Raw genomic sequence first — 22,162 nt, 5'->3', positions numbered from 1 at the left:
TCCTTATCGTTGTTGTAGGGAGACGAAATGACGGGGGGCCGGGCCGACGTAATCGGCGCTCGGGCGAATGATCCTGTTGTGCTCGCGCTGCTCCATCACGTGGGCGCACCAGCCGGTGACCCGAGAGCAGACGAAAATGGGGGTGAACAGCTTGGTCGGGATCCCCATGTAGTGATAGGCGCTGGCATGGAAGAAGTCGGCGTTGGGGAAGAGTGCTTTTTCCTCCCACATCACCGTCTCCGCCTCGCAGGAGACGCGGTAGAGGCGTGTGTCCCCCGCCGCCTCGGCCAGCTTGGCCGACCACGCCTTGATGATGACGTTGCGCGGATCCGAGGTGCGATAAACGGCGTGGCCAAAGCCCATGATCTTCTCCTTGGCCGCGAGTTTTGCCAGCAGCTCGCCCCTGGCCTGAGCCTCATCCTGCCAGGGGGCGATCATCGCCATGGCGGCTTCATTGGCCCCGCCGTGCAGCGGGCCGCGCAGGGTACCGATGGCGGCGGTCACGCAGGAGAAGAGATCGGACAGGGTCGAGGCACAGACCCGGGCCGCGAAGGTGGAGGCGTTGAACTCGTGCTCGGCATAGAGAATGAGGGAGACATGCATCACCCGGCGTTCAAGCTCACTCGGCGCCTTCTGGTGCAAGAGCGCCAGAAAGTGGCCACCGATGCACTCCTCGTCGGTATCGAGCGCGATACGCACCCCTTCATGACTGAACTTGTACCAATAAATAAGGATGCCAGGGAAGGCGGCCAGCAGCCGATCGGCCACTTCATGTTCGTGCTCGAAGCCCTCTTCCGGCTCCAGATCGCCGAGCATGGAGCAGCCGGTGCGCAGCACATCCATGGGATGGGCATTGGCGGGAATGAGCTCAAGCACCTCCAGCAGGGCACGGGGCAAGATGCGCAGGCGACGCAGCTCGCGCTTGTAGTCCAGCAGTTGCTGTTCACTGGGCAACTCGCCCTTGAGCAGCAGATAGGCAACCTCCTCGAACTGGGCGCCATCCGCCAGCTCCTTGATGTCATACCCGCGATAGGTGAGTCCTGTGCCGCTCTTGCCCACGGTACAGATACTGGTTTCCCCCGCGCTCTGACCCCGCAGGCCGGCGCCGCCCAATGGCTTCTCTTGTCCCATAACCTTGCCTCCTAATCCCTGGATGTGAACAGACGATCCAGTGTCTGCTCGTAATGGTGATAACCGAGAAAGTCATATAACGATTCCCGGGTCTGCATGGTGTCCACGACGGCTCTCTGGTGGCCATCCTGGCGAATGTGCTGGTAGACGTTGAGCGCGGCCTGATTGGCCGCCCGGCTGGCGCTTAACGGGTAGAGCACCATGTCGACGCCGTGCTCGGCGAGCTCGGCCTTGTCAAACAGTGCTGTCTGGCCGAATTCAGTCATGTTGGCGAGAATGGGCACCCCGGCGGCCTGCTTGAAGCGGTCATACTGACCGAGATCGGTCACCGCTTCGGCGAAGATCATGTCTGCCCCGGCGGCCACGTAGGCGGCGGCGCGCTCCAGCGCCGGGCCAATCCCCTCCACCGCCAGTGCATCAGTGCGCGCCATGATGACGAACTCCCCGTTTTGACGGGCATCCACCGCCGCCTTGATGCGATCGCACATCTCCTCCTGCGAGACCACCGCCTTGTTGGGCCTGTGGCCACAGCGTTTCTGGGCCACCTGATCTTCCATGTGCACGGCGGCGACACCGGCGCGTTCAAAGGCGCGAATGGTGCGGGCGATATTGAAGGCGCCGCCCCAACCGGTGTCGATGTCGACCAGCAGGGGCACCTTGGTCGCAGCGGTGATCCTTTCTGCGTCGATCAGCACGTCATTGAGGGAGGTCATGCCGAGATCCGGCAGGCCATAGGAGGCATTGGCCACCCCGGCGCCGGAGAGATAGAGGGCCGCAAAGCCGCTACGCTCGGCCATCAGGGCCATGTAGGCATTGATGGTGCCGACGATCTGCAGGGGCCGTTCGTTGGCGAGGGCGGTGCGAAAACGCAGGCCTGCCGAGGGGGTAAGGCTGGACATCATGACTCCTTTCATTTGTCTGGTCTGACTATCTAATATCACGTTTACGTTAACGTCAATCATACTTTCGTGGCAGAACGGCGTCAGGCAAGACAGGGCGCGGGTTTTAGGGTAAATTTCACCAATTCCTTCAACAGATTGAATCGTAATGTCGGATCCCAATCCCGTGATCGTCTGCCCGGCTTGCGACTTGCTGATCGAACGCAAGTTATTGCCCCTGCGCCGCCACGCTCACTGTCCCCGCTGTCATCAGCATCTGTATGGACGCTATGCCTTCCGCTCCTCCCAGTTGATGGCCCTGACCATCACGGGGTTCTTGCTGCTGCCCTCTGCCTTCTTCGAACCGCTCATCTACCTGCGTCTGGCCGGGGTGAACTCGGACGCAAACTTGTTAAAGGGCATGTTGGTGCTGATGGTCGAGCACGAATTCTGGGTGGCGGGGCTGGTATTCTGGTGCGCCGTACTGGCGCCGGTGGGCTTGCTGCTGGGGATCTTTGCACTGGCCTCCGGCCTTGCCAAGCGCTGGCACATACTGGCGCCGACCTTAAGAGCCGTGGAGGTATTTCGTCACTGGGCCATGCTGGAGGTCTACATGGTCAGCCTGCTGGTCGCCCTGTTCAAGCTGATCGACATCGCCGATGTGCGCCTCGGCGGCGGCCTGCTGAGCTTGGGGATCCTGATGCTGCTCAACATGACGCTGCTGATCCTGTTCGATCCTGCCCTCTACTGGGAGCGCGTACCACTGGAGGAGCCGGATCATGTCCCAGACCAGCGCTCGTGAGCTGGGGCTTTGCCGCTGCCACACCTGTGGCCTGCTGGTGCGCTATCAGGCGGGCAGCGTCTGCCCCCGTTGTCACAGCAGGTTGCAGGTTCGTATCCCCCACTCCCTGGCCTGGTCCTGGGGCTTGCTGGCGCTGGCCACCTTCATGTTGCTGCCCGCCAACCTGTTGCCCATCACCCATTTCTACAACAAGGGGTTATTGCAGTCCGATACCATCTTCAGCGGTATTATGATGCTATACCGCAGCAAGATGTCGGGTATCGCCACCATAGTGCTGACTGCCAGCATCATAGTGCCGGTGGGCAAGATTTTGGGGCTGGGCTGGATCTGCTGGCAGTTGCAGCGAACCACGCCGGTGCGGCGCAAGCGTCAGCTCATCATGTATCGCATCATCGACTTCATCGGCCGCTGGTCCATGCTGGACTTGTTCGTCATCTCGCTGATGGTGGCGCTGGTGGATCGCGGCGTGCTGCTCAATGTACGGGCGGGACCCGGCGCCACGGCGTTTGCCGGTGTGGTGGTGCTGACCATGATGTCGGCCCGCATGCTGGATACCCGCTTGCTCTGGGACAAGGCGGCCCGTTGATGGTCTGGTGAACACACATCCCGCTTGTCCAGGGATGGGGATGCCCCGCATAGTGAATAACCGCCAGCACTGTCGCAAGGCAACGCGCAGGCGGTGATGTGCTTGTATCTGAACTGCTGTTTATGTCAGCCAATTAAGGAGTCGGTATGATCGGGGCTGAACCCGTCATTGAGAAGCGTCGCTGGTTGTCGCCAGTCTGGTTGTTGCCCGCCATTGCCCTCTTGCTGGCAGGTGGCTTCGTCTACCAGCAGTTTGCGAGCAGTGGTCAACTTATTCGCATCAACTTTGCCCAGGGCAATGGCATCTTGCCTGGCAAGACCCAGGTGCGCTATCAGGGCGTGGCCATCGGTGTAGTGCAGGAGCTGGCGCTGGCCGAGGACGGTCGCAAGATAGCCGTGCTGGCCAAGATTGACAGTCGTGCCCGGCCGCTTATCCGCAAAGGGTCCGACTTCTGGCTGGTGAGCCCCAAGGCATCACTCACCGAGATCTCGGGCCTGGATACCCTGGTCTCTGGCAACTACATCAATCTGCAACCCGGTCGGGAGAACAACCCGTTGGAAGAGGAGTTTGATGCGCTGGATGGCCCTCCCCCCGGCTATCAGGCACAGGGGCGCATGCTGCACTTGACTGCCGATTCGCTGGGATCTATCGGGATCGGCGCCAAACTCTATTTCCGCGGTATTGAGGTAGGCAGTGTCATCAACACCCGTCTCGGCCCGGACAACCAGAACGTGATCCTGGATCTGGTGATCGAGCCGCGTTTCGAACACCTCATCAAGGCCGATACCCGCTTTTGGAACATCAGTGGCATCAAAGGCTCCTTCAGCCTGGCCGGGGTCAATGTGGAGGCTGGCAGCCTTACCTCCATACTGAGCGGCGGCATAGCGTTTGACTCCCCCAAAGCCTCCCCCGAGCCGGAGAAAGGCCAGACCTTCATCCTCTACAAGGGGCTGGCCGAAGCGGCCCGTGGCGAGCGGATCGACATAGTGGCCGGTGATCTGCCCATCAAGGAGGGAATGCCCATCCTTTTCGAAGGGATCGAGATTGGCCGGGTTGACCCCGTTCGCCTGACCGACAAGGGTCGGGTGGTGACGGCGTTGATCAACCCTGAACAGGCATTTCGGATCACCGGCAACAGTCGCCTCGTCTGGGAGACTGTCTCCTTCGGTGCCGCCGGCCTCAAACATGCGGATCGTCTGCTGGCCGGTCCGGCCATTCGCCTTGACTACGTGGAAGGTGACAGGGTCAGGGCCATGACCTTGAGCAGCAAGGATCAAGTCAGTGGCACCCGGGTTACTCTGCAGGCCGACGATCTGGCGGGGCTCAATGAAGGGGCACCGCTCTGGTACAAGGGGCTGCCGGTAGGCCAGATCAGTCAGCTGACTCTGGATGCCAGGGGCAATGCCAGCGTCGCTCTGGTGGTCAACAGCCAGTATCAACATCTGCTGGCACGGGCCCGTTTCTATCGGGCGGCGCCGCTGCAGATCGAGGCTGATCTCAGCGGTATCAAGGTGGAGACCAGTCCGGCCAGCGCCTGGATCGGCGGGGGCATCAAGTTGGTACAGGCGGCGAGCGGTGAGCGGATAAACCGCCTCTACCCGAGTCAGGAACTGGCCCTGTTAGGCACCCGGGATGCCAAGCCCCAGCGCTGGTTATTGAAAGCGGAACAGGCAGATGGTATCGGCATCGGCTCCCCTGTGCTCTATCTGGGGCTTGAGGCGGGCAAGGTCAAGCAGCTGCGTGCCGCCAAAGAGGGGGTCGAGATCGAGCTCGAAATTGATGGTGTTTATGCCCCTCTGCTCTCACAGCTTCCGCAATTTTGGAAAAAACCGGCACTGGATGCCCGGGTGCGGGTCGATGGTGTGCAGGTGAAGGTGGGCAATCTCGCCACCTTGCTGCGCGGCGCCATCGAGTTCGATCGGCTGGGCTCCGGCCGCAGCAGTCACCAGCTGTTTGACAGCAAGGAGCAGGCCAAGGCGAACGTGCGCAGCCTCTCCCTGACCGCCGAGAGCAACCCGGGTCTGGGCATTGGCAGCCCGATCCGCTATCGCGGGGTCGACATCGGCAAGATTGAGCAGATCGAGCTGGAACCATCGTTGGGGCAAGTGATCTTCAAGGCCGAGCTGGATGGTCACTATGCCGATCGTTTCTTGCAATCTGGCGCCCGCTTTACTCTGGTGCAGGCCAAGCTGGGGCTGGGCGGCGTCGCTCACCTCGACACCCTGATCAAAGGGGCCTTTGTGGAGGCTCTGCCAGGTCAAGGGGCCGGCAAGGATCGCTTCCCCTTGAGTCAGAGTGGTCAGGTGGGCCTGGCCTTGACCCTCAAGAGCCCCTCGGTCAATGGCCTGAGCGTCGGCAGCCCCTTGCTGTTTCGTAAACTCATGGTGGGCAGTGTCACCGGGATTACGCTGGCGCGCGATGGCAGTGAGGTGCTGATCGATGTGAGTGTCGACAAGGAATATGCCCATCTGGTGCGGGCCAACACCCGCTTCTGGAATGTCTCCGGGGTCAAGGCCGACATAGGCTTGACCGGGGGGACCATAGAGGTGGAAACCGTGCAGAGCCTGCTGGCGGGCGGCATCGCATTCAATACCCCAGAGCATGATATGGGGGCGACCGTCAAGGCTGGCCACAGCTACCCGCTGTATGGCAAGGCGGAGAAAGAGTGGCTGAAGTGGAGTCCCCGCATCCAGCCCTGAACTTTTCTCTTGTTCCAAGCCCGGCCCAGTGCCGGGCTTGTTCATTTTCCCCTTGCTCATTGCCCGTTAAGAATATTCCTAGCCGTGTGATAAGATGTCGCCCCTATTTTTGGGTCAGCGAGACGGCACAGTGCACGACAATACCTATCTTCCCGATCACTTCTTGCACCATATTGCGGCCATCATGCCAGCGCATCTCACCATGGACTCTTTCGTGGCCAGTTGCCGGCGCCCACTGCGACGCAGTATTCGGGTAAATACGCTGAAGATCTCGGTACCCGCATTCTGCGAACTGATGCAACCGCTGGGCTGGCAGCTCGAGGCCGTGCCCTGGTGCGAGACCGGCTTCTGGCTGAGTCGCCGCGACGAGAGCGTGCCCCTTGGCAATACCGCAGAACACCTGAGCGGCCTCTTCTATATCCAGGAAGCGAGCTCCATGTTGCCGGTTACCGCGCTATTTGCCAGCGATCAGGTCAAGCGAGATGGCATGCTGCTGGATGCGGCCGCCGCCCCCGGCTCCAAGACCACCCAGATCGCGGCCTTGATGAACAACCAGGGCATGCTGGTTGCCAACGAATATTCCAGCAGCCGGCTCAAGGTGCTCAGTGCTAACATTCAGCGCTGTGGCGTGACCAATGTGGGCATGACCCACTTCGATGCCAAGGTGTTTGGCCAGTGGTTGCCGGAGACCTTCGACGCCATACTGCTCGATGCCCCCTGCTCCGGCGAAGGGACGGTGCGCAAGGATGAAGATGCCCTGCGCAACTGGAGCATAGCGAGCATCGACGAGATTGCGGCGGTGCAGCAAGGTCTGCTGGAGAGCGCCTTTCATGCCCTGAAACCCGGTGGCGTGCTGGTTTACTCCACTTGCACGTTGAGCGAGCAGGAGAACCAGGCGGTCTGTCAGTCCCTGTTGGACAAGTTTGGTGATGCCCTGAGCGTTGACTCGCTGGCCGACCTGTTCCCCAATGCACAGTTGGCCTGTACGCCCGAAGGATATCTGCACGTCTGGCCCCAGATCTTCGATAGTGAGGGATTTTTCGTCGCCAGATTGCGCAAGCATCACTCAGTGCCAAATACCATGTTCAAGCCGGGCAAACTCGGCAAGTTCCCCTTCTCGCCACTGCCCGCCAAAGAGGCCGAGCCCATGTTGCGCGAGATTGAAGCCCATTTTGGCGTGGTACCACAGGGCCAGCTGTTTGGTCGCAATGACGAGATCTGGCTCTTTCCACTGTTGTTTCAGCAGGTGCAGGGCAAGTTGCGTTTTGATCGCATCGGCATCAAGCTGGCTGAAACCTTCAAGAAAGGTTATCGCCTCACTCATGAGTGGGCGTTGGCCTATGGCGACAAGGCCACTCTGGGATGTATCGAACTCGACGGCGCCAATGCGCGGGAGTTCATGATGGGGCGGGATGTCTGGCCTGAGCAGGAGGCTGGCTCGGGCGAGGTGATCGTTCGTTATCAGGGTCATACCCTGGGCATGGGGAAGTGGGTCGGCAGCCGGGTCAAGAATGCCCTGCCCCGCGAGTTGGTGCGCGACAACAATCTGTTCGGCGCCTGAGTGTGTGATGACTCGCGTCTGATCGAGTCTTAAAAACCCACACATCGGTTGAACTTTTGTGCGGATCTTGAAAAGCCTTGAGCCTTGTCTAAGCTTAAGGCTGTCCGAACACCAGTTAGCGCACGGCTCTGCAAGGAGCCAATTCCCCTATGCCAGGTACAAGGAATTCGTACCTGGCTTTTTTATGTCCGCACTGTCTGTTTCCTGCCCCTCACTCGAGCGCCTCAGCCATCTCTTGCTCAACTTGGGGCTGGGATGAAAGTTCATGTTGATAGAGCAGATCGATCGCCTGCTCGATGAGCGAGGCCTGGCTGTCTTCGAGATGCAACCCCAACTCCTGCAACCGCTCGGCGTGACGATTGCTTATCCAGCACTGCAACCGGCTGTGGGTTTCCTGTTTACGCTTCACATGTTGGCGTTGCCGCTCGGCATTGTTGTGTGGGACAGCCTGGGCCTCATCCACGTTTATTTCCTGGCTCATATGACCTTGCAATGGTTTTCTTTAACGTTTGTTATCTCTAACGTGTTGATGACGGTTGTCTGAACAAGAGGGTTCTCCCCTCTCATCGGACACCTTGGCAACGCGCAATAAATATATCATCAGATCAACAAGATATAATTTAACATAAAAAATAAAAATGCGCGGTCATTATGTTAGCCCCAGATTGTAATGTCCGCTCTGAGCCAGATTCAAATGTCCGGCTAAGGTCCCCTGTGATACGTTGGTGAAATTTTCACCACGGAGGGGTTCTCATGGCACAAAGCGAGCTGATATTCACCATGAAAGAGGTAGACCGTCTCAAGACCATCCAGGCCGTGGTGGAAGGCCACATACCCTGTACGATAGCGGCACAACGTCTGTCATTGACACCACGGCATCTGCGCCGATTGGTGGCCCGTTACGCGGAGGATGGCCCATTAGGGTTGCGCTCCCGCAAGTTCGGGATGAAAGGCAATCGGCAACTGCCGAGTGGGCTCAAGGAGCAAGCATACCAGCTGATCACCCAGCATTACCCTGATTTCGGACCGACCCTAGCCGCCGAGAAGCTTGCTGAACTGCATGGTATCAACTTGGCCGTGGAGACCGTGCGCCAGATGATGATTGCCACTGGTCTATGGGTGCCACGCCGACAACGGCCACCCAGGATCCAGCAACCTCGTTATCGTCGAGCCTGCTTTGGTGAGTTGATCCAGGTTGACGGCTGTGACCACCGCTGGTTTGAGGAGCGAGCACCTGCCTGTACCGCTATCGTGTTCGTGGATGATGCGACCAGCCAGATCACGGCCATGCGCTTTGTGCATTCCGAGTCAACCTTCGCCTACTTCGGTACCATGCGCGATCACTTGGTTGCACATGGCAAGCCGCTGTCGCTTTACAGCGACAAGGCCAGTGTGTTCAGGGTCAATCACAAATCTTCGCGTGGCGAGGGCCAGACGCAGTTTGCCCGCGCCCTAGACGAACTCAACATAGAGGGGTTCTGCGCTCATAGCAGTGCAGCCAAGGGCCGTGTAGAACGCGCACACCTGACCTTGCAGGACAGGTTGGTTAAGGAGTTGAGATTGGCGGGGATCAGCTCGATTGACGATGCCAATGCGTGGCTGCCTGGCTTCATCACCGATTACAACCAACGCTTCGGTAAAGCCCCTTTGCATGAGGTGGACGTACACCGTCCCTTGGGCCCTCATGATGACTTGGATCTTACCCTGATTTGGAAGGAACCAAGGCAGGTATCAAAGCGGCTCACGACCCAGTATGACAAGGTGCAATATCTCTTGCTCGATACACCATCCCAGCGTCGGCTGATCGGTCGAGAGATCATGGTGTACCACTATTGCGATGATCGGGTGGAGTTACGAGGGCTTGATGGACAGCTCTTGGATTACTGCATAAAAGATCAGCTTGCGCCGGTGAATCAAGGGGCAATTGTAGATAACAAGCGGCTTGGGCATGTGTTGATGATGGCCCAAGAAGTTCAGACTATGCGGGATGATGTGCGCTCGCGGGCGGCTCCCAGTAGCCCGACTACAAACCGCCGCCGTGGGCCCCACCCTGATAAGGTGAAACCTAACCGGCTTGGAGAGGAACAATATTACAAGGCCCTGTTGGACGTTAGCGGCGAACGGCTGGAAGCGAAACCTGACAGGCCAGAGCTGGCGGACATTGCAAAGGAAGCCGTGCCGATGATAGGAAAACGCAAACGAGGTAGGCCACAAATTACAGGCCCTAGGGATGAACCTCCTTCACCTGTAATCTCCGCTGCTGTAGCTGAGTGGAGAAAACGTCAAATGGGTGACAAGATGCAACCAAAGTGAATGCAATGGTGAGTCAGTAGACCTGTCTCACCTTTTCTATATCATAGCGTTTTGGCCAGATTACAAACCAACCGAAATCCTAGCCACCAACTATAGATAACCTCAATAGACTGGCAATCATCGTCATCTAGAAGACCATGAGCCACTATGTTGCGAAGGTTTGGCCCAACAGAGGAGCAATACAGCGCCTTAATTTCAAAAAACAAATCTTCCCCAAAAATTGATTTTACTTCAGGAAACTCAATTATGGAACCGAGTCCATATTCATTCTGAATGCCAGTGTCTTGATCAAGATAGGTTGTATCCACCCCAGCTTGATTTAGATAATAACGAACAAGATGTTCTATTTGTGGCGCCAAAAGATATATTGCAGTAACAAAGTCATTGTTGAAGCCAGAAAATAGAGCCTTGCCAAATGAAATTTCTCTACCTTGAGGAACTATGGGGGAGTTATTGGCAATCTCAATTATATCTTTTTCTTGCAAAGAATGATCCGCAATCAGCGAATTTAATGCAGGCCAAATAAATGCAGTGACATAAAAGTATAACCATGAGCGGTATGTTTTTGTCATTTCAAAGAATAGGCGATTCTCAGTCTTCTCATCTGTCACTTCTGCATCAGAATCAATGCTTGGAACTTTGGATATTACACGTCCATTTTCAGCGCGTATGACTACTGAATGTATATCAATAATAGATGGTTGCTTAAGACGCTCTATCACCTGTTGCCGTAAATTCTGATATTTAAACGGTGGGAGAGTAATACAAGAAAAAGTTTGCAGAGCCTCACCAAGCGCTTTTCCTTGTACTGCCTGACTAGCCCACTCCATTTGCTCACGAAAATCAATTTCGGGCCATGGAACTTGACCAAGCTCACCCAATGATTTTTTAGACGCATCGTCCATCAGATGGCGAAGATCGATGATCCGCTCCTCTGCGCCAAGCGCCTGACGATGACTTCCCGGAATGGTGCGATAGCACTTAATGGCTTGTTCATAGAAGCTGGCCGCGGCTCCATAGCTGGGATGAGGGGGTTGGATGCGTGAATTTCCTTCCCTAAAATAGCATTCTGCGACTTGTGCCGTCATGGCTGCGGCCAAGGCTGTATCATTGGCGATATCAAACCATCTCTTTGCACTCCGAAACAACATCCCCGCTATCATGATTTGAACTTGGTCTGTATCGTTATCGTAGCCTTTGGCCAAAGACTCAAGTTTTTTAGCAACCAAAATGGCTTGATTTTTTGCTTGCTTGGAATCAGTCGTCAGTAACAGCTCAGATAATTTCAATGCCAATGAACTTTCCGATTTTGTTATCTTCAATAAGTTATTTTGAAGATCCTGTTTGATACCAACTAACTCCTTTGCGGCTGGCTTGCCAAGTATTTGAGATAAATTAATTGCGCGCCTCCAACAACTTTCCAATCTATATTAAAAATATCTCTGCTTATTGGTATCTGTCGGTAGCTATGGATGGCAGTCATTGCCATTCTATGTCCATCTTTATATCTCCGAATCCACAGCAGATCAGCTAGGCGCGCCTTCAGCCAATGATTATTTATTTCATTGATTGCTAGTGAAAAGAACTCAAGATCTTGATCTTGGAAGTCTACCGGTTCGTAACTCTTCCAGCCATAATAAGTAGTGGAAGATGATAATGGATTGTGTTTGTCATGTGGATTTAAATCCATCGCACATGCATGAGCCAGTAGCCAAAACTCTTTACATTGAGATATATTATTTGCTTCAAATGCAGCTTTTGAAAAAGCAAGCCAAAGTTGTTCATAACTAGGTTCATCAATGTTAGTAATGATTTTTTTCGAATCATCATGTTCTTTAACAAATGTTGGGGAATCTTTCATGCGGTGTTCACTTATTTGGCCTTTAACGCATTTTATAAATAAAACTCCTAAGAGTCCATGTGGGGGCATTAAGATATGAATCTCAATTCATTTTTTTTCACTTGGAGATGTCTTTTTCATGTTTTTTGCTTTTAAAATGTCATCAAGAACCGCAGAGATCAAATCGGACTCCCCTATCCTGATAGCTTCATCCAGATAGGCATTGATCTCGGCTTCGTTGGTCAAGTATTCAGTAGGATCGTACTTACTAAACTCTTCTTCCATATCTTGTCTCCCATCCTCATAACACTGAAATTTCAATTAATCAGAAACTGTGAAATATCAATTAGTTTTTGACAGTATCTGTCACAACAAGCCATCCAGTGCATGATCGGAGAATTTGTGGGCATCATCGAAATACTCCTGCAGGGTACGCATGTCCTTGTGGCGAGTCACCTCGATGATCTTGTTCATGGGCTTGCCAGCGGTGACCGCCGAGGTAATGAATCCTCGTCGCAGGCTGTGGCCACTGACGTAGAGATCGTCGATGGTTTGACCGGTTCGGCGCTTGATCATCAGGTTGATACCCTGGGGACCGAGCGGTTCTGTCATGAGTTGACCCCAGCGGTTCATCCGCCGAAACAGCGGTCCGTCGCTGATCCGGCTTTTGCGCAGCCAGTTTTGCAGTGCCGATACGGGGCAATAGTGCTTGCCAGGGATCAGGGCTATCTCGGTTTCATGGAGCTGATGCTTGCTCGGTTTGAGGCGAAGACGGATCCCCTGCCCCACAAAATCGAGATCGCTCACTTCAATTCGGGCCGCTTCCGAGCGGCGCAAGGCGCCACTGAACATCAAGAGCAGCAGGGTATGATCGCGCAGGCCCGCCAGAGCAGTAGTGTCGATGCCATCCAGCACCTGAGTCAATGGTTGCAGCGTCAGGGCGCCAGTTTTGCGTTTGCGGTTATCCCCCAACCTGACAATACCGCGCATCATCTCCTTGATTTCGGCATGTTCGGTCGGCATGGGATGGATGCCCTTCTGCTTGAAGGCATAGCGGATCCCCGCCAGACGTCTCACCAAGGTTGCCGGTTTTCGAGGCTCGCCGTTGCGCAGTTCCCCTTTGCCCTCTTCCTTGTCCAGCCATACCCAGTCAGCCAATACCCCGTCGGCCTGATCAGCCAGAAAGTTCATGATGTCGTGATGGGTAGTTTGCAGCGGATCCAGCCCGTGCAATTGGCACCAGAAGACAAAAATACGGGTATCAGCCTGATAGGCATTGAGGGTGGAATCCGCTTTTGCACTGCGCAAAAAGCGGCGTGCCCGAGTATTTAGCTGGGCATCGAAGACGGTTTGCAGTGATTGGTATGCCGAGCTGGATAGGGTTGGATATGCCACAGAACGATTTGATTCATATGAAGTTTAAATGGATCTTACAGGATCCATCCTAGACATCAAGTATCGATAATGAATATTATCGATACTTAGAAGATCCTTAATTAAACCTCATTGAACCTCCATGTTCTCCTGTCTAGCATCGTCTTGAATAAGCCTGCTTATAATAGGCTGATATTCATGTCAGTGAGAGATAACATATGGCGTTGGTAATACTGTCGAGGGAAAGGATGCTGATTATTTGAAATAAAGAGGCCCCATTATCCGGGGCCTCTTCGTTTACTTTTTTGCCAGCTTGAACAGCTCGAAGAAGTTTCGGCTCGTCGCATCCGCCAGCTCGGCCAGCGAGATCTGGCGAAGGTCGGCAACGAACTGAGCAACATCGCGGACAAAGGCGGGCTCGTTCTCCCTCCCCCGATGAGGAACAGGAGCAAGATAGGGAGAGTCTGTTTCGACCAGCAAGCGCGCCAACGGCAATGCCTTGACCACTTCTTGCAGTGCAGATGCATTCTTGAAGGTCGCTATGCCGGAAATGGAAATATAAAAGCCCATCTCCATCGCGGCTTGGGCCATCTCGAGGGACTCAGTGAAACAGTGCAACACACCACCCACCTGATCGGCACCCTCCTCACGCATGATCTGCAGGGTATCTTGCTGGGCATCACGGGTATGAATGATCAGCGGCTTGTTCAAAGCGCGAGCGACGCGGATGTGTTCGCGGAAGGAGGCTTGCTGCACCTCCTTGTTCTCTGGCGAGTAGAAGTAGTCGAGCCCGGTTTCCCCTATGGCCACCACTCTGTCATCTGCGCCCTGCGTCAGTAATAACGCCGCATCAACACCGGGTTCCTGATTGAGCGGATGCACACCACAGGAAGCAAACACCTGGGGATAAGGAGCGATCGCCTCGAGCATGATCGGGAACTGTGCCTGAGTCACACTGACACAGAGAAAATATCCCACGTCCAGTTTCGCGGCCTTGGCCAGCACATCAGCCATGCTGGTCTGCTTGCTGCCATAGCTGAGGCGATCGAGGTGGCAATGGGAATCAACGAGTAACATAAAGAACCTTTGCGTCTTGTCAGATTTATAACCAGCGGCTGAGCCAGTTCATCAAATGAATGGTGGGATTGGAAAGCTGCCCAGGTTGGCAGGCAGCCTTAAGCGCCACGAGCTGCTGCTCCGCCTCCAGCAATTTTTCGCTGGAGTTGCCCTCGGCCAACTGCTGGCTGAGGGCCGCCAGATCCGGCATCGCCAGCTGATGATGACCGCAGCCAGCCTGAGTCTTGATTGCATCACACAAAAACAGCTGCAACCAGTGCAGCCTGACTTGAGTTTCATCCGCCAGCTGGCTGCAGACATGGGTGGCCCGGGTCGGGGTCAGTGACAGGGAGACGAAACTCCCCAGCAACTCGCGACGTTTGCCATCTTGCTGCTCTTCTATGTAGCGCAACACCCGCAGCGGTGCTCCCTGACAGATCCGTACCTGGGCCAATGTGGCCTGGTGACCCTGTTCGGCCAGCCAGCGCACCGTATCTCCTTCCGTTGGCAACTGGCAAACGTGCTTGTGGCAGCGGCTCAGTATGGTAGGCAGCAGACGGGAAACCTGAGAGGCAATAAGCAGCAAGAGGCTGTCCCCGGCTGGCTCCTCCAAGGTTTTCAGCAAGGCGTTGGCGGCGGATTCCGTCATGCGCTCCGCATCAGGGATGATCACCACCTTACCCCGACCGAGCTGGGCCGAGTTCTGCAGACGAGCACAGATCTCGCGTATAGCCTCGACCCCTATGGTCTTGCTATCAGTAGGCAGGGTACCAAGATCCGGGTGATGTCCCTTGTCAAACAGCTGGCAGGAGTGACACTGGCCGCAGGGTTCCCCCCGATCCTGTTGTTGGCAAAGATGCAAACTCGCCAATCGTTCAGCAAGCTGCTCCTTGCCAAGCCCGGGATCGCCGAGCAACAACCAGGCGTGGCCCAGCCGACCGGCCTGGGCCGTCTGACTCAGGGCATGCCAATCCGGGATCAACCAGGGATACATAGAGGCTTGTTCGATAAGTAATTGTCCAGTGCAACCTCAATGGCAGCTTTGACCTGATCCGGAGTTTGTCCGGCATCGATCACCCGAATGGAATCATCTTTGGCGGCCAGTTCGAGATAACGGCTGCGCGTGCGCTCAAAGAAACTGATCTGCTCCAGCTCGATCCTGTCCAGCTCGCCACGATGACGGGCACGCTGCAAACCAAGAGCGGGATCGATATCGAGATAGAGGGTGAGATCCGGCTTGAAATCACCGAGCACTGCCTGCTTGATGGCGCCGATGAGGTTAGCATCGATGCCACGCCCGCCGCCCTGATAGGCCTGGGAGGAGAGATCATGGCGATCTCCCACCACCCAGCGTCCTTCAGCCAGTGCCGGTTTGATCCGGGTCTCGACCAGCTGCACCCGGGAGGCATACATGAGCAGCAACTCGGCTTCGATGGTGAGACGCTCGTCGTGAACTTCCTTGACGATGGCGCGCATCCGCTCGGCCAGCGGGGTTCCCCCGGGCTCACGGGTGCATTCGATCTGGTCTATGCCGTGGCGTTGCAGATAATCGGTAACATAGCGCACCGCGGAGCTCTTCCCTGCCCCTTCCAGTCCTTCAATCACAATAAATTTAGACATTAGGGCTTCTTCAATATGTATTCGCGAACCGCCCGATTGTGTTCATCGAGGGTCTTGGAGAAATAGTGGGCACCGCCCCCCTTGGCGACAAAATAGAGATAGTCGGTCGACTTGGGATTGAGCGCCGCTTCGATAGAGGCCTTGCCCGGCATGGCGATGGGCGTGGGTGGCAGGCCGTTGATCACATAGGTGTTGTATGGATTCACATCTGTCAGGTCACTACGGCGGATATTGCCATCGTAACGATCCTTGACCCCATAGATGACGGTGGGATCTGTCTGCAGCTTCATGCCAAGACGCAGGCGGTTGACGAACACTGAAGCGATCTGCGCACGCTCGTCTGGCTGACCCGTCTCTTTTTCGATGATAGAGGCCATGATCAGCGCTTCATAAGGGGTCTTGTAGGGCAAATTGGCCTGGCGCTTGTCCCAACTCTGCTGCAGGAAGGCTTTCATGTCCTGATTAGCGCGACGCAGAATAGAGATGTCACTGGCATGGGTGGTATAAGCGTAGGTTTCCGGCAGGAACCAGCCCTCCAGCTTCCCATTTTCGATGCCCAGCTCTTGGGCCAGGTCAGCTTCAGATTGCTCTACGGTCAGCCGCTCCAGATAAGGTGCGCCGGAGAGCTGTTTCAACCAATCCTCAAAACGGGAACCCTCGACGAAGGTGAGGCTGAAGTGAAACTCCTTGCCGGAGGCGAACAAAGCGAGGGTCTCTTTGAGAGGGGCCCCTTCCTTGATCTCGTAGGTGCCAGATTTGATGGCAACCAGCTCGGGATGACCTCGCAGCCAAAGGCGTACCGCCCAGGGGCTGGTTTCCCCCTCCCCCAGCTCGGCGATCAGGCGCGCCGCGTGGGCGCCCTTCTCGACGGTAAAGAGGCGCGTCGGCCCCTTGTTGGGGAGCGTCTCCACCTGCTGCCATTTGTAATGTACATAGCCCCCGGCCACGGCGACTGTCAGTGCCGCGCCCGCGAGCAAGGTGTAAAGCCGATTAAACTTCAATGACCAAACGCTCCTGTAAACGGCGGATCAATACCGGGCTGGGATACTGGGTATCCCCAATGCCGTTCACCGGCACTATGCCCATCAGGGTATTGGTCAGCCATACCTCTTCGGCCTGCCACAGTGACTCCAGTGGAGCCTCCACGACACGCAGTTCAATACTCATCTGTTTTAGCATTCCCATCACATGCCGCCGCATGATGCCATCAATACCGCAGTGAGCAAGATCCGGTGTAAACACCGTCTTGCCTCGGCGCCAAAACAGATTGGCACTGACACCTTCTACCAGAAATCCACGACTGTTCAAGACTATACCTTCGACTCCCGAACGCGCTGCAAGCTCGTTTTTCAGCAACACCTGCTCCAGCCGGTTCAGGGTCTTGAGTCCTGCCAGCATGGGGGCATCACCGAGCCGTTGCTGGCAAACCAGCAGTGGAATGCCGTTTTGCTGCCAACCCTGATAGTGGCTCGGGTAATCGGCAAGGGAGACGATCCGGGTCGGCGTCTGGCAGCCGCTGCCGTCATAACCTCGACCACCGATGCCACGGGTCAGCATCACCTTGGCGACAGCTTGCGTCTGACCGGCGGCAAGCTGCGCCACCTCGCGGGTCAGGATTGACCAGTCCATCTCGGCAAACCCGAGTCTGGCACTGGCCTGCTGCAGGCGAGCCAGATGAGCCGACCACCAGACAACCTGACCATGCTTGATCAGCATGGTGGTGAAATGACCATCCCCGTATGCCAGCCCACGATCCCTGGCGGACAATAGGTCTGTCGATACTCCATTGATAAACAAAAGGATCCCTCCGATAAAAAAGGCCCGATACTGACGTATCGGGCCCATACTGTCCGCCCCGGGGCGAATTATACGCGTTTGAAGATCAGTGAGCCATTGGTGCCGCCAAAACCAAACGAGTTGGAGAGGGCGTACTCGAAGCTGCCTGGCTTGGCCACATGGGGCACCAGATCCAGATCGCACTCTTCATCCGGGTTATCCAGGTTAATGGTGGGCGGAGCCACCTGATCACGCAGCGCCAGCACTGTGATGATCGCCTCGATGGCGCCGGCAGCGCCCAGCAAGTGACCCGTCATGGATTTGGTGGAGCTGATCATCAGGGATGTAGCGTGCTCGCCAAACACTGATTTCATGCCGCGCAGCTCAGCCACATCACCCAGCGGGGTGGAAGTGCCGTGGGCATTGATGTAACCAATCTGCTCGGGCGCAATGCCGGCATCCTTGATGGCATTTTTCATGGCGCGGGCGCCACCGTTACCATCAGCAGGGGGCGCTGTCATGTGGTAGGCGTCGCCACTCATGCCAAAACCGACCAGCTCGGCGTAGATCTTGGCGCCACGGGCCCTGGCGTGTTCGTACTCTTCCAGCACCAGCACACCGGCGCCATCACCCAGCACGAAACCATCGCGATCCTTGTCCCACGGACGGCTTGCCTTTTGCGGCTCGTCGTTGCGGGTAGAAAGCGCCTTGGCCGCTGCAAAACCGCCCATCCCCATCGGGGTGGAGGCTTTCTCGGTACCACCGGCTACCATCACGTCCGCATCACCATAGGCGATCATGCGGCCAGCCATGCCGATGGCATGAGTACCCGTGGTACAGGCAGTGGTCACGGCTATGTTAGGGCCTTGCAGGCCTTTCATGATGGAGAGATGACCGGACACCATATTGATGATGGTGGACGGTACGAAGAAGGGGCTCAGCTTGCGCGGGCCACCGTTAATCAGGCTGCTGTGGTTCTGTTCGATCAGACCCAGACCACCGATGCCGGAACCTATGGCCACACCAACCCGTTCTGCGTTCGCTTCGTTGATCACCAGACCCGAGTCTTCCAGTGCCTGGATCCCCGCCGCCACACCGTACTGGATGAAGGGATCCATCTTGCGGGCTTCTTTGCGGTTGATGCCGTACTGTTCGGGATCAAACTCTTTAACCTGGCCTGCGAAACGGGTCGCAAACTCGCTGGCATCAAAGTGTTCGATGGGAGAAATGCCGCTCTGCCCGTTGAGCAGGGCTTGCCAGCTGGATTCGGCAGTGTTGCCCACCGGGGAAAGCATCCCCAAGCCGGTCACCACGACTCTGCGTTTTGACACTGAGCTAGTCTCCGAGAGCTATTTTGAAAGGGGTCAATATAAAAGAAGCGGCCCTTGGGCCGCTTCTTTCAGAACAGGAACTTATTCCTGATTAGCGGTGATGTAATCGATAGCCGCTTGAACAGTGGTGATCTTCTCGGCTTCTTCATCAGGAATTTCGGTATCGAATTCTTCTTCCAGCGCCATTACCAGTTCAACGGTATCCAAAGAGTCAGCGCCCAGGTCGTCGACGAAGGAGGCAGCGTTTTTAACGTCTTCTTCTTTAACACCCAGTTGTTCGATGATGATTTTCTTTACGCGTTCTTCGATGTTGCTCATGACCTGAATTTTCCTTTAAAAATACGCTATTGCGTCTGGTTGGGGTAGTTTATTCAATTGACGTGAGTTTGCAAGTAGCTTGCCGCTGGTCAAACCACGAAATTCGCCAAACTTCGGCGTACTATCGCAAATTTGAACAGATCTCACGACAAATTGATTACACCATGTACATCCCGCCATTAACATGCAGGGTTTCGCCAGTGATATAGGCAGCGTCATCAGACGCCAAGAATACCACAGCTGCGGCAATTTCTTTTGGATCGCCCAAACGGGCAGCAGGCACCTGATTCATGATGCCGGCACGTTGATCGTCATTCAGGGCACGGGTCATGTCGGTCTCGATGAAACCGGGCGCAACCGCGTTCACTGTGATACCACGGGATGCCACTTCCCGTGCCAACGATTTGGTAAAGCCAACCAGACCCGCCTTGGCGGCGGCATAGTTGACCTGGCCCGCATTGCCCATGGTACCGACCACTGAGCCGATGCTGATGATCCGGCCATGACGCTTCTTCATCATGGCGCGTAATACCGGCTTGCTCAAACGATAGAGGGAAGTCAGGTTGGTGTCGATGATTTCATTCCACTCATCATCTTTCATGCGCATCAACAGGTTGTCGCGGGTGATGCCGGCATTGTTGATCAGGATGTCGATCTCGCCAAAGCGTACTCTGATAGCCGCGAAGACAGTTTCGATGGATTCCTGACTGGTCACGTTCAGTGCCATGCCACAGCCCTGCTCACCCAGATAGGCGCTGATAGCCTCTGCGCCGCTCTCGCTGGTTGCAGTGCCAACGACTTTTGCGCCACGGGCCACAAATGTTTCGGCAATGGCCCGGCCGATACCACGACTGGCACCGGTCACCAACACAACCTTATCGGTAAAACTCATGATCTGCTCCTGTTTACTTGGACTGGGCCAATGCCAGCTCGAAAGAGGCGACATCGTTGGCGTGGATGCCTTCCACTCGCTTGTCGATGCGCTTGGCGAGCCCGGTCAATACCTTGCCCGGCCCCATCTCGATTTCCAGCACGACCCCCTCATTGGCCATCCGCTCCACCGTCTCGGACCAACGGACCGGGCTGAACAGTTGACGCACCAGGGCCTGCTTGATGGCGGCCGGATCCTGTTCACAGGATACGTCGACATTATTGATGACTGCGATGGTTGGAACCTTGATCTCGATCCCGTCCAGCGCAGCTGCCAGTTTTTCTGCAGCAGGTTTCATCAGAGCGCAGTGAGAGGGTACGGAGACCGGCAGTGGCAGTGCGCGCTTGGCACCAGACTCTTTCATCAAGATATTGGCGCGCTCAACCGCTTCCTTGTGACCGGCGATCACCACCTGGCCCGGGGAGTTGAAGTTGACCGGGGAGACCACCTGACCTTGCGCTGCTTTTTCGCAGTTGGCGGCGATGGCCTCGTTATCCAGACCTATGATGGCGGCCATGGCGCCTGTGCCTTCCGGTACGGCTTCCTGCATGGCCAGACCACGCAGCTCAACCAGTTTGACCGCATCGCTAAAGGCCAAGGCACCGCTGCACACCAGGGCTGAATATTCCCCCAGACTGTGGCCGGCCATGATGGCGGGGGTCGCCCCACCCTGCTGCTGCCACAGACGCCAGAGCGCGACGGAGGCGGTCAGTAGCGCTGGCTGGGTGCGCCACGTTTTATTCAGATCTTCAACCGGACCATCCATGATCAGGGCAAACAGGTCATAACCCAGCACCTGGCTCGCCTCGGCGAAGGTTTCCTTGATCACGCCGTGCTGCTCGGCCAGCTCGGCCAGCATGCCGACAGTTTGGGAGCCTTGTCCCGGGAAGGCAATGGCAAATTGGGTCATCATTGATTCCTTTAAGGTAAGACGAAAACGAAATCGGTCGCGGGATGGCGCAAGGCCCCATCCCGCTGAAGATCAGAGGCGAACCAGCGCCGAGCCCCAGGTAAAACCACCGCCGAAGGCCTCCAGCAGCACCAGCTGACCCGGTTTGATCCGGCCGTCACGCACCCCTTCATCGAAGGCGATGGGCACGGAGGCGGCAGAGGTGTTGCCGTGCTTGTCGAGGGTCAGCACCACCTTGTCGAGGCTCATGCCGAGCTTCTTGGCCGTCGCGCTGATGATGCGGAAGTTGGCCTGGTGTGGCACCAACCAGTCGAGCTCGCTCGGCTCGACACCGGCTGCGGCCAGGGTTTCAGTCACCAGCTCGCTCAGACGGGTGACCGCCACCTTGAACACATCGTTGCCCTTCATATACATGTAGGCTTCGAGTTCGGCTCCCGGCATGCCACGACGAGGGTGTGGCAGCTTGAGCAGATCGCCATAACGGCCATCGGCATGGAGATGGGTCGACAGTATCCCAGGCGTCTCGCTGGCACCAATCACCACAGCGCCGGCACCATCCCCGAAAATGATGATGGTGCCACGATCTTGCGGATCGCACATGCGGGACAGCACATCAGCACCGACGACCAGCACATGGCGGGCTGCGCCAGATTTGACGAACTGATCGGCGATGGAGAGTGCGTAGGTGAAACCTGCGCAGGCGGCCGCCACATCAAATGCGGGGATGCCAGGCACGCCGAGCAGCCCCTGCAGCTCGCAAGCGGCGGCCGGAAAGGCGTTCTCTGCGCTGGTGGTGGCCAGCACTATCATGTCGAGATCGGCTGCGGTCAGACCTGCAGCATCCAGGGCGCGCAGGGCGGCCTGGTGAGACAAGGTGGCGACGGTTTCGTCGGCACCGGCAATACGGCGTTCATGGATCCCGGTACGTTCCACGATCCACTCATCACTGGTTTCAACCATTTGCTCGAGATCAGCGTTGGTACGCACTGAACTCGGCAGATAACTGCCAGTACCCAGAATTTTGCTATGCATAGAG

22 protein-coding genes are annotated in these 22,162 nt (G+C 56.3%); 5 read left to right on the top strand and 17 right to left on the bottom strand.

What is annotated here, in order from left to right:
* Positions 1 to 3 precede the first annotated feature (3 nt).
* Positions 4 to 1,131 (bottom strand): 2-methylcitrate synthase, encoded by a 1,128-nt coding sequence (gene prpC / locus GWQ22_RS11525; protein ID WP_042037766.1) that lies wholly within the window; start codon positions 1,129 to 1,131, stop codon positions 4 to 6.
* Positions 1,132 to 1,142: 11 nt separating this feature from the next.
* Positions 1,143 to 2,030, bottom strand: coding sequence for a methylisocitrate lyase (gene prpB / locus GWQ22_RS11520; protein ID WP_042037765.1), 888 nt, complete (start codon positions 2,028 to 2,030; stop codon positions 1,143 to 1,145).
* Positions 2,031 to 2,178: 148 nt separating this feature from the next.
* Between prpB and GWQ22_RS11515 the strand changes: the two genes are divergently transcribed.
* The 4 genes from GWQ22_RS11515 (at position 2,179) to rsmF (ending at position 7,657) form a co-directional block, all read left to right on the top strand.
* Positions 2,179 to 2,811 carry a paraquat-inducible protein A gene (locus GWQ22_RS11515; protein ID WP_275930387.1) on the top strand — a complete coding sequence of 211 codons (633 nt, stop codon included), beginning with the start codon at positions 2,179 to 2,181 and terminating at the stop codon, positions 2,809 to 2,811.
* Positions 2,789 to 3,397: a paraquat-inducible protein A gene (locus GWQ22_RS11510; RefSeq protein ID WP_042037763.1), complete on the top strand. Its 609-nt coding sequence runs from the start codon at positions 2,789 to 2,791 to the stop codon at positions 3,395 to 3,397. Before GWQ22_RS11515 ends, GWQ22_RS11510 begins: the two co-directional genes overlap by 23 nt.
* A 146-nt stretch (positions 3,398 to 3,543) precedes the next feature.
* Positions 3,544 to 6,096, top strand: coding sequence for an MlaD family protein (locus GWQ22_RS11505; protein WP_275930386.1), 2,553 nt, complete (start codon positions 3,544 to 3,546; stop codon positions 6,094 to 6,096).
* A 130-nt stretch (positions 6,097 to 6,226) separates the two neighbouring features.
* Positions 6,227 to 7,657 carry a 16S rRNA (cytosine(1407)-C(5))-methyltransferase RsmF gene (gene rsmF, locus GWQ22_RS11500; RefSeq protein ID WP_275930397.1) on the top strand — a complete coding sequence of 477 codons (1,431 nt, stop codon included), beginning with the start codon at positions 6,227 to 6,229 and terminating at the stop codon, positions 7,655 to 7,657.
* Positions 7,658 to 7,868: 211 nt separating this feature from the next.
* On the opposite strand, the gene GWQ22_RS11495 is transcribed toward rsmF, so the two are convergent.
* Positions 7,869 to 8,138 (bottom strand): RepB family protein, encoded by a 270-nt coding sequence (locus GWQ22_RS11495; protein ID WP_275930385.1) that lies wholly within the window; start codon positions 8,136 to 8,138, stop codon positions 7,869 to 7,871.
* A gap of 272 nt (positions 8,139 to 8,410) precedes the next feature.
* Between GWQ22_RS11495 and GWQ22_RS11490 the strand changes: the two genes are divergently transcribed.
* Complete coding sequence (locus tag GWQ22_RS11490) at positions 8,411 to 9,970, top strand: ISNCY family transposase (RefSeq protein ID WP_275930384.1); 1,560 nt, start codon at positions 8,411 to 8,413, stop codon at positions 9,968 to 9,970.
* Between the two features lie 41 nt (positions 9,971 to 10,011).
* Here GWQ22_RS11490 and GWQ22_RS11485 read toward each other — a convergent pair whose 3' ends face one another.
* From GWQ22_RS11485 to GWQ22_RS11420, 14 genes are all read right to left on the bottom strand, one after another.
* Positions 10,012 to 11,265 (bottom strand): DUF4209 domain-containing protein, encoded by a 1,254-nt coding sequence (locus GWQ22_RS11485; RefSeq protein WP_275930383.1) that lies wholly within the window; start codon positions 11,263 to 11,265, stop codon positions 10,012 to 10,014.
* Between the two features lie 59 nt (positions 11,266 to 11,324).
* On the bottom strand, positions 11,325 to 11,831 hold the full coding sequence (locus GWQ22_RS11480) for a hypothetical protein (RefSeq protein WP_275930382.1): 507 nt from the start codon (positions 11,829 to 11,831) through the stop codon (positions 11,325 to 11,327).
* Positions 11,832 to 11,918: 87 nt separating this feature from the next.
* The gene (locus GWQ22_RS11475; protein WP_275930381.1) at positions 11,919 to 12,095 is read right to left on the bottom strand and encodes a hypothetical protein; all 177 of its coding nucleotides are present in this window, start codon (positions 12,093 to 12,095) and stop codon (positions 11,919 to 11,921) included.
* Between the two features lie 81 nt (positions 12,096 to 12,176).
* A complete protein-coding gene (locus tag GWQ22_RS11470) occupies positions 12,177 to 13,118 on the bottom strand; it encodes a tyrosine-type recombinase/integrase (RefSeq protein ID WP_258224641.1) in 942 nt (313 codons plus the stop codon).
* Between the two features lie 363 nt (positions 13,119 to 13,481).
* Positions 13,482 to 14,261, bottom strand: a complete 780-nt coding sequence (locus GWQ22_RS11465) for a YchF/TatD family DNA exonuclease (RefSeq protein ID WP_275930380.1) — start codon at positions 14,259 to 14,261, stop codon at positions 13,482 to 13,484.
* A 25-nt stretch (positions 14,262 to 14,286) separates the two neighbouring features.
* Positions 14,287 to 15,234, bottom strand: a complete 948-nt coding sequence (holB, locus tag GWQ22_RS11460) for a DNA polymerase III subunit delta' (RefSeq protein WP_275930379.1) — start codon at positions 15,232 to 15,234, stop codon at positions 14,287 to 14,289.
* Positions 15,219 to 15,860 (bottom strand): dTMP kinase, encoded by a 642-nt coding sequence (tmk, locus tag GWQ22_RS11455; protein ID WP_275930378.1) that lies wholly within the window; start codon positions 15,858 to 15,860, stop codon positions 15,219 to 15,221. The genes holB and tmk overlap by 16 nt, the downstream gene beginning before the upstream one ends.
* Complete coding sequence (mltG, locus tag GWQ22_RS11450) at positions 15,860 to 16,861, bottom strand: endolytic transglycosylase MltG (RefSeq protein WP_042037748.1); 1,002 nt, start codon at positions 16,859 to 16,861, stop codon at positions 15,860 to 15,862. Before mltG ends, tmk begins: the two co-directional genes overlap by 1 nt.
* On the bottom strand, positions 16,851 to 17,705 hold the full coding sequence (gene pabC, locus GWQ22_RS11445) for an aminodeoxychorismate lyase (RefSeq protein WP_042037745.1): 855 nt from the start codon (positions 17,703 to 17,705) through the stop codon (positions 16,851 to 16,853). The genes mltG and pabC overlap by 11 nt, the downstream gene beginning before the upstream one ends.
* A gap of 20 nt (positions 17,706 to 17,725) precedes the next feature.
* The gene (fabF, locus tag GWQ22_RS11440; RefSeq protein WP_042037744.1) at positions 17,726 to 18,967 is read right to left on the bottom strand and encodes a beta-ketoacyl-ACP synthase II; all 1,242 of its coding nucleotides are present in this window, start codon (positions 18,965 to 18,967) and stop codon (positions 17,726 to 17,728) included.
* An 81-nt stretch (positions 18,968 to 19,048) separates the two neighbouring features.
* Positions 19,049 to 19,285 (bottom strand): acyl carrier protein, encoded by a 237-nt coding sequence (gene acpP / locus GWQ22_RS11435; protein WP_005300909.1) that lies wholly within the window; start codon positions 19,283 to 19,285, stop codon positions 19,049 to 19,051.
* A 157-nt stretch (positions 19,286 to 19,442) separates the two neighbouring features.
* A complete protein-coding gene (gene fabG / locus GWQ22_RS11430; RefSeq protein WP_275930377.1) occupies positions 19,443 to 20,177 on the bottom strand; it encodes a 3-oxoacyl-ACP reductase FabG in 735 nt (244 codons plus the stop codon).
* Positions 20,178 to 20,190: 13 nt separating this feature from the next.
* Positions 20,191 to 21,126, bottom strand: a complete 936-nt coding sequence (fabD, locus tag GWQ22_RS11425; RefSeq protein ID WP_042037742.1) for an ACP S-malonyltransferase — start codon at positions 21,124 to 21,126, stop codon at positions 20,191 to 20,193.
* A 72-nt stretch (positions 21,127 to 21,198) separates the two neighbouring features.
* Positions 21,199 to 22,158, bottom strand: a complete 960-nt coding sequence (locus GWQ22_RS11420; RefSeq protein WP_042037741.1) for a beta-ketoacyl-ACP synthase III — start codon at positions 22,156 to 22,158, stop codon at positions 21,199 to 21,201.
* Positions 22,159 to 22,162 lie beyond the last annotated feature (4 nt).

The organism is Aeromonas sp. 1HA1, assembly GCF_029237385.1.
GTDB lineage: Bacteria > Pseudomonadota > Gammaproteobacteria > Enterobacterales > Aeromonadaceae > Aeromonas > Aeromonas popoffii.
This window is presented reverse-complemented; position numbering and strand designations above follow the sequence as displayed.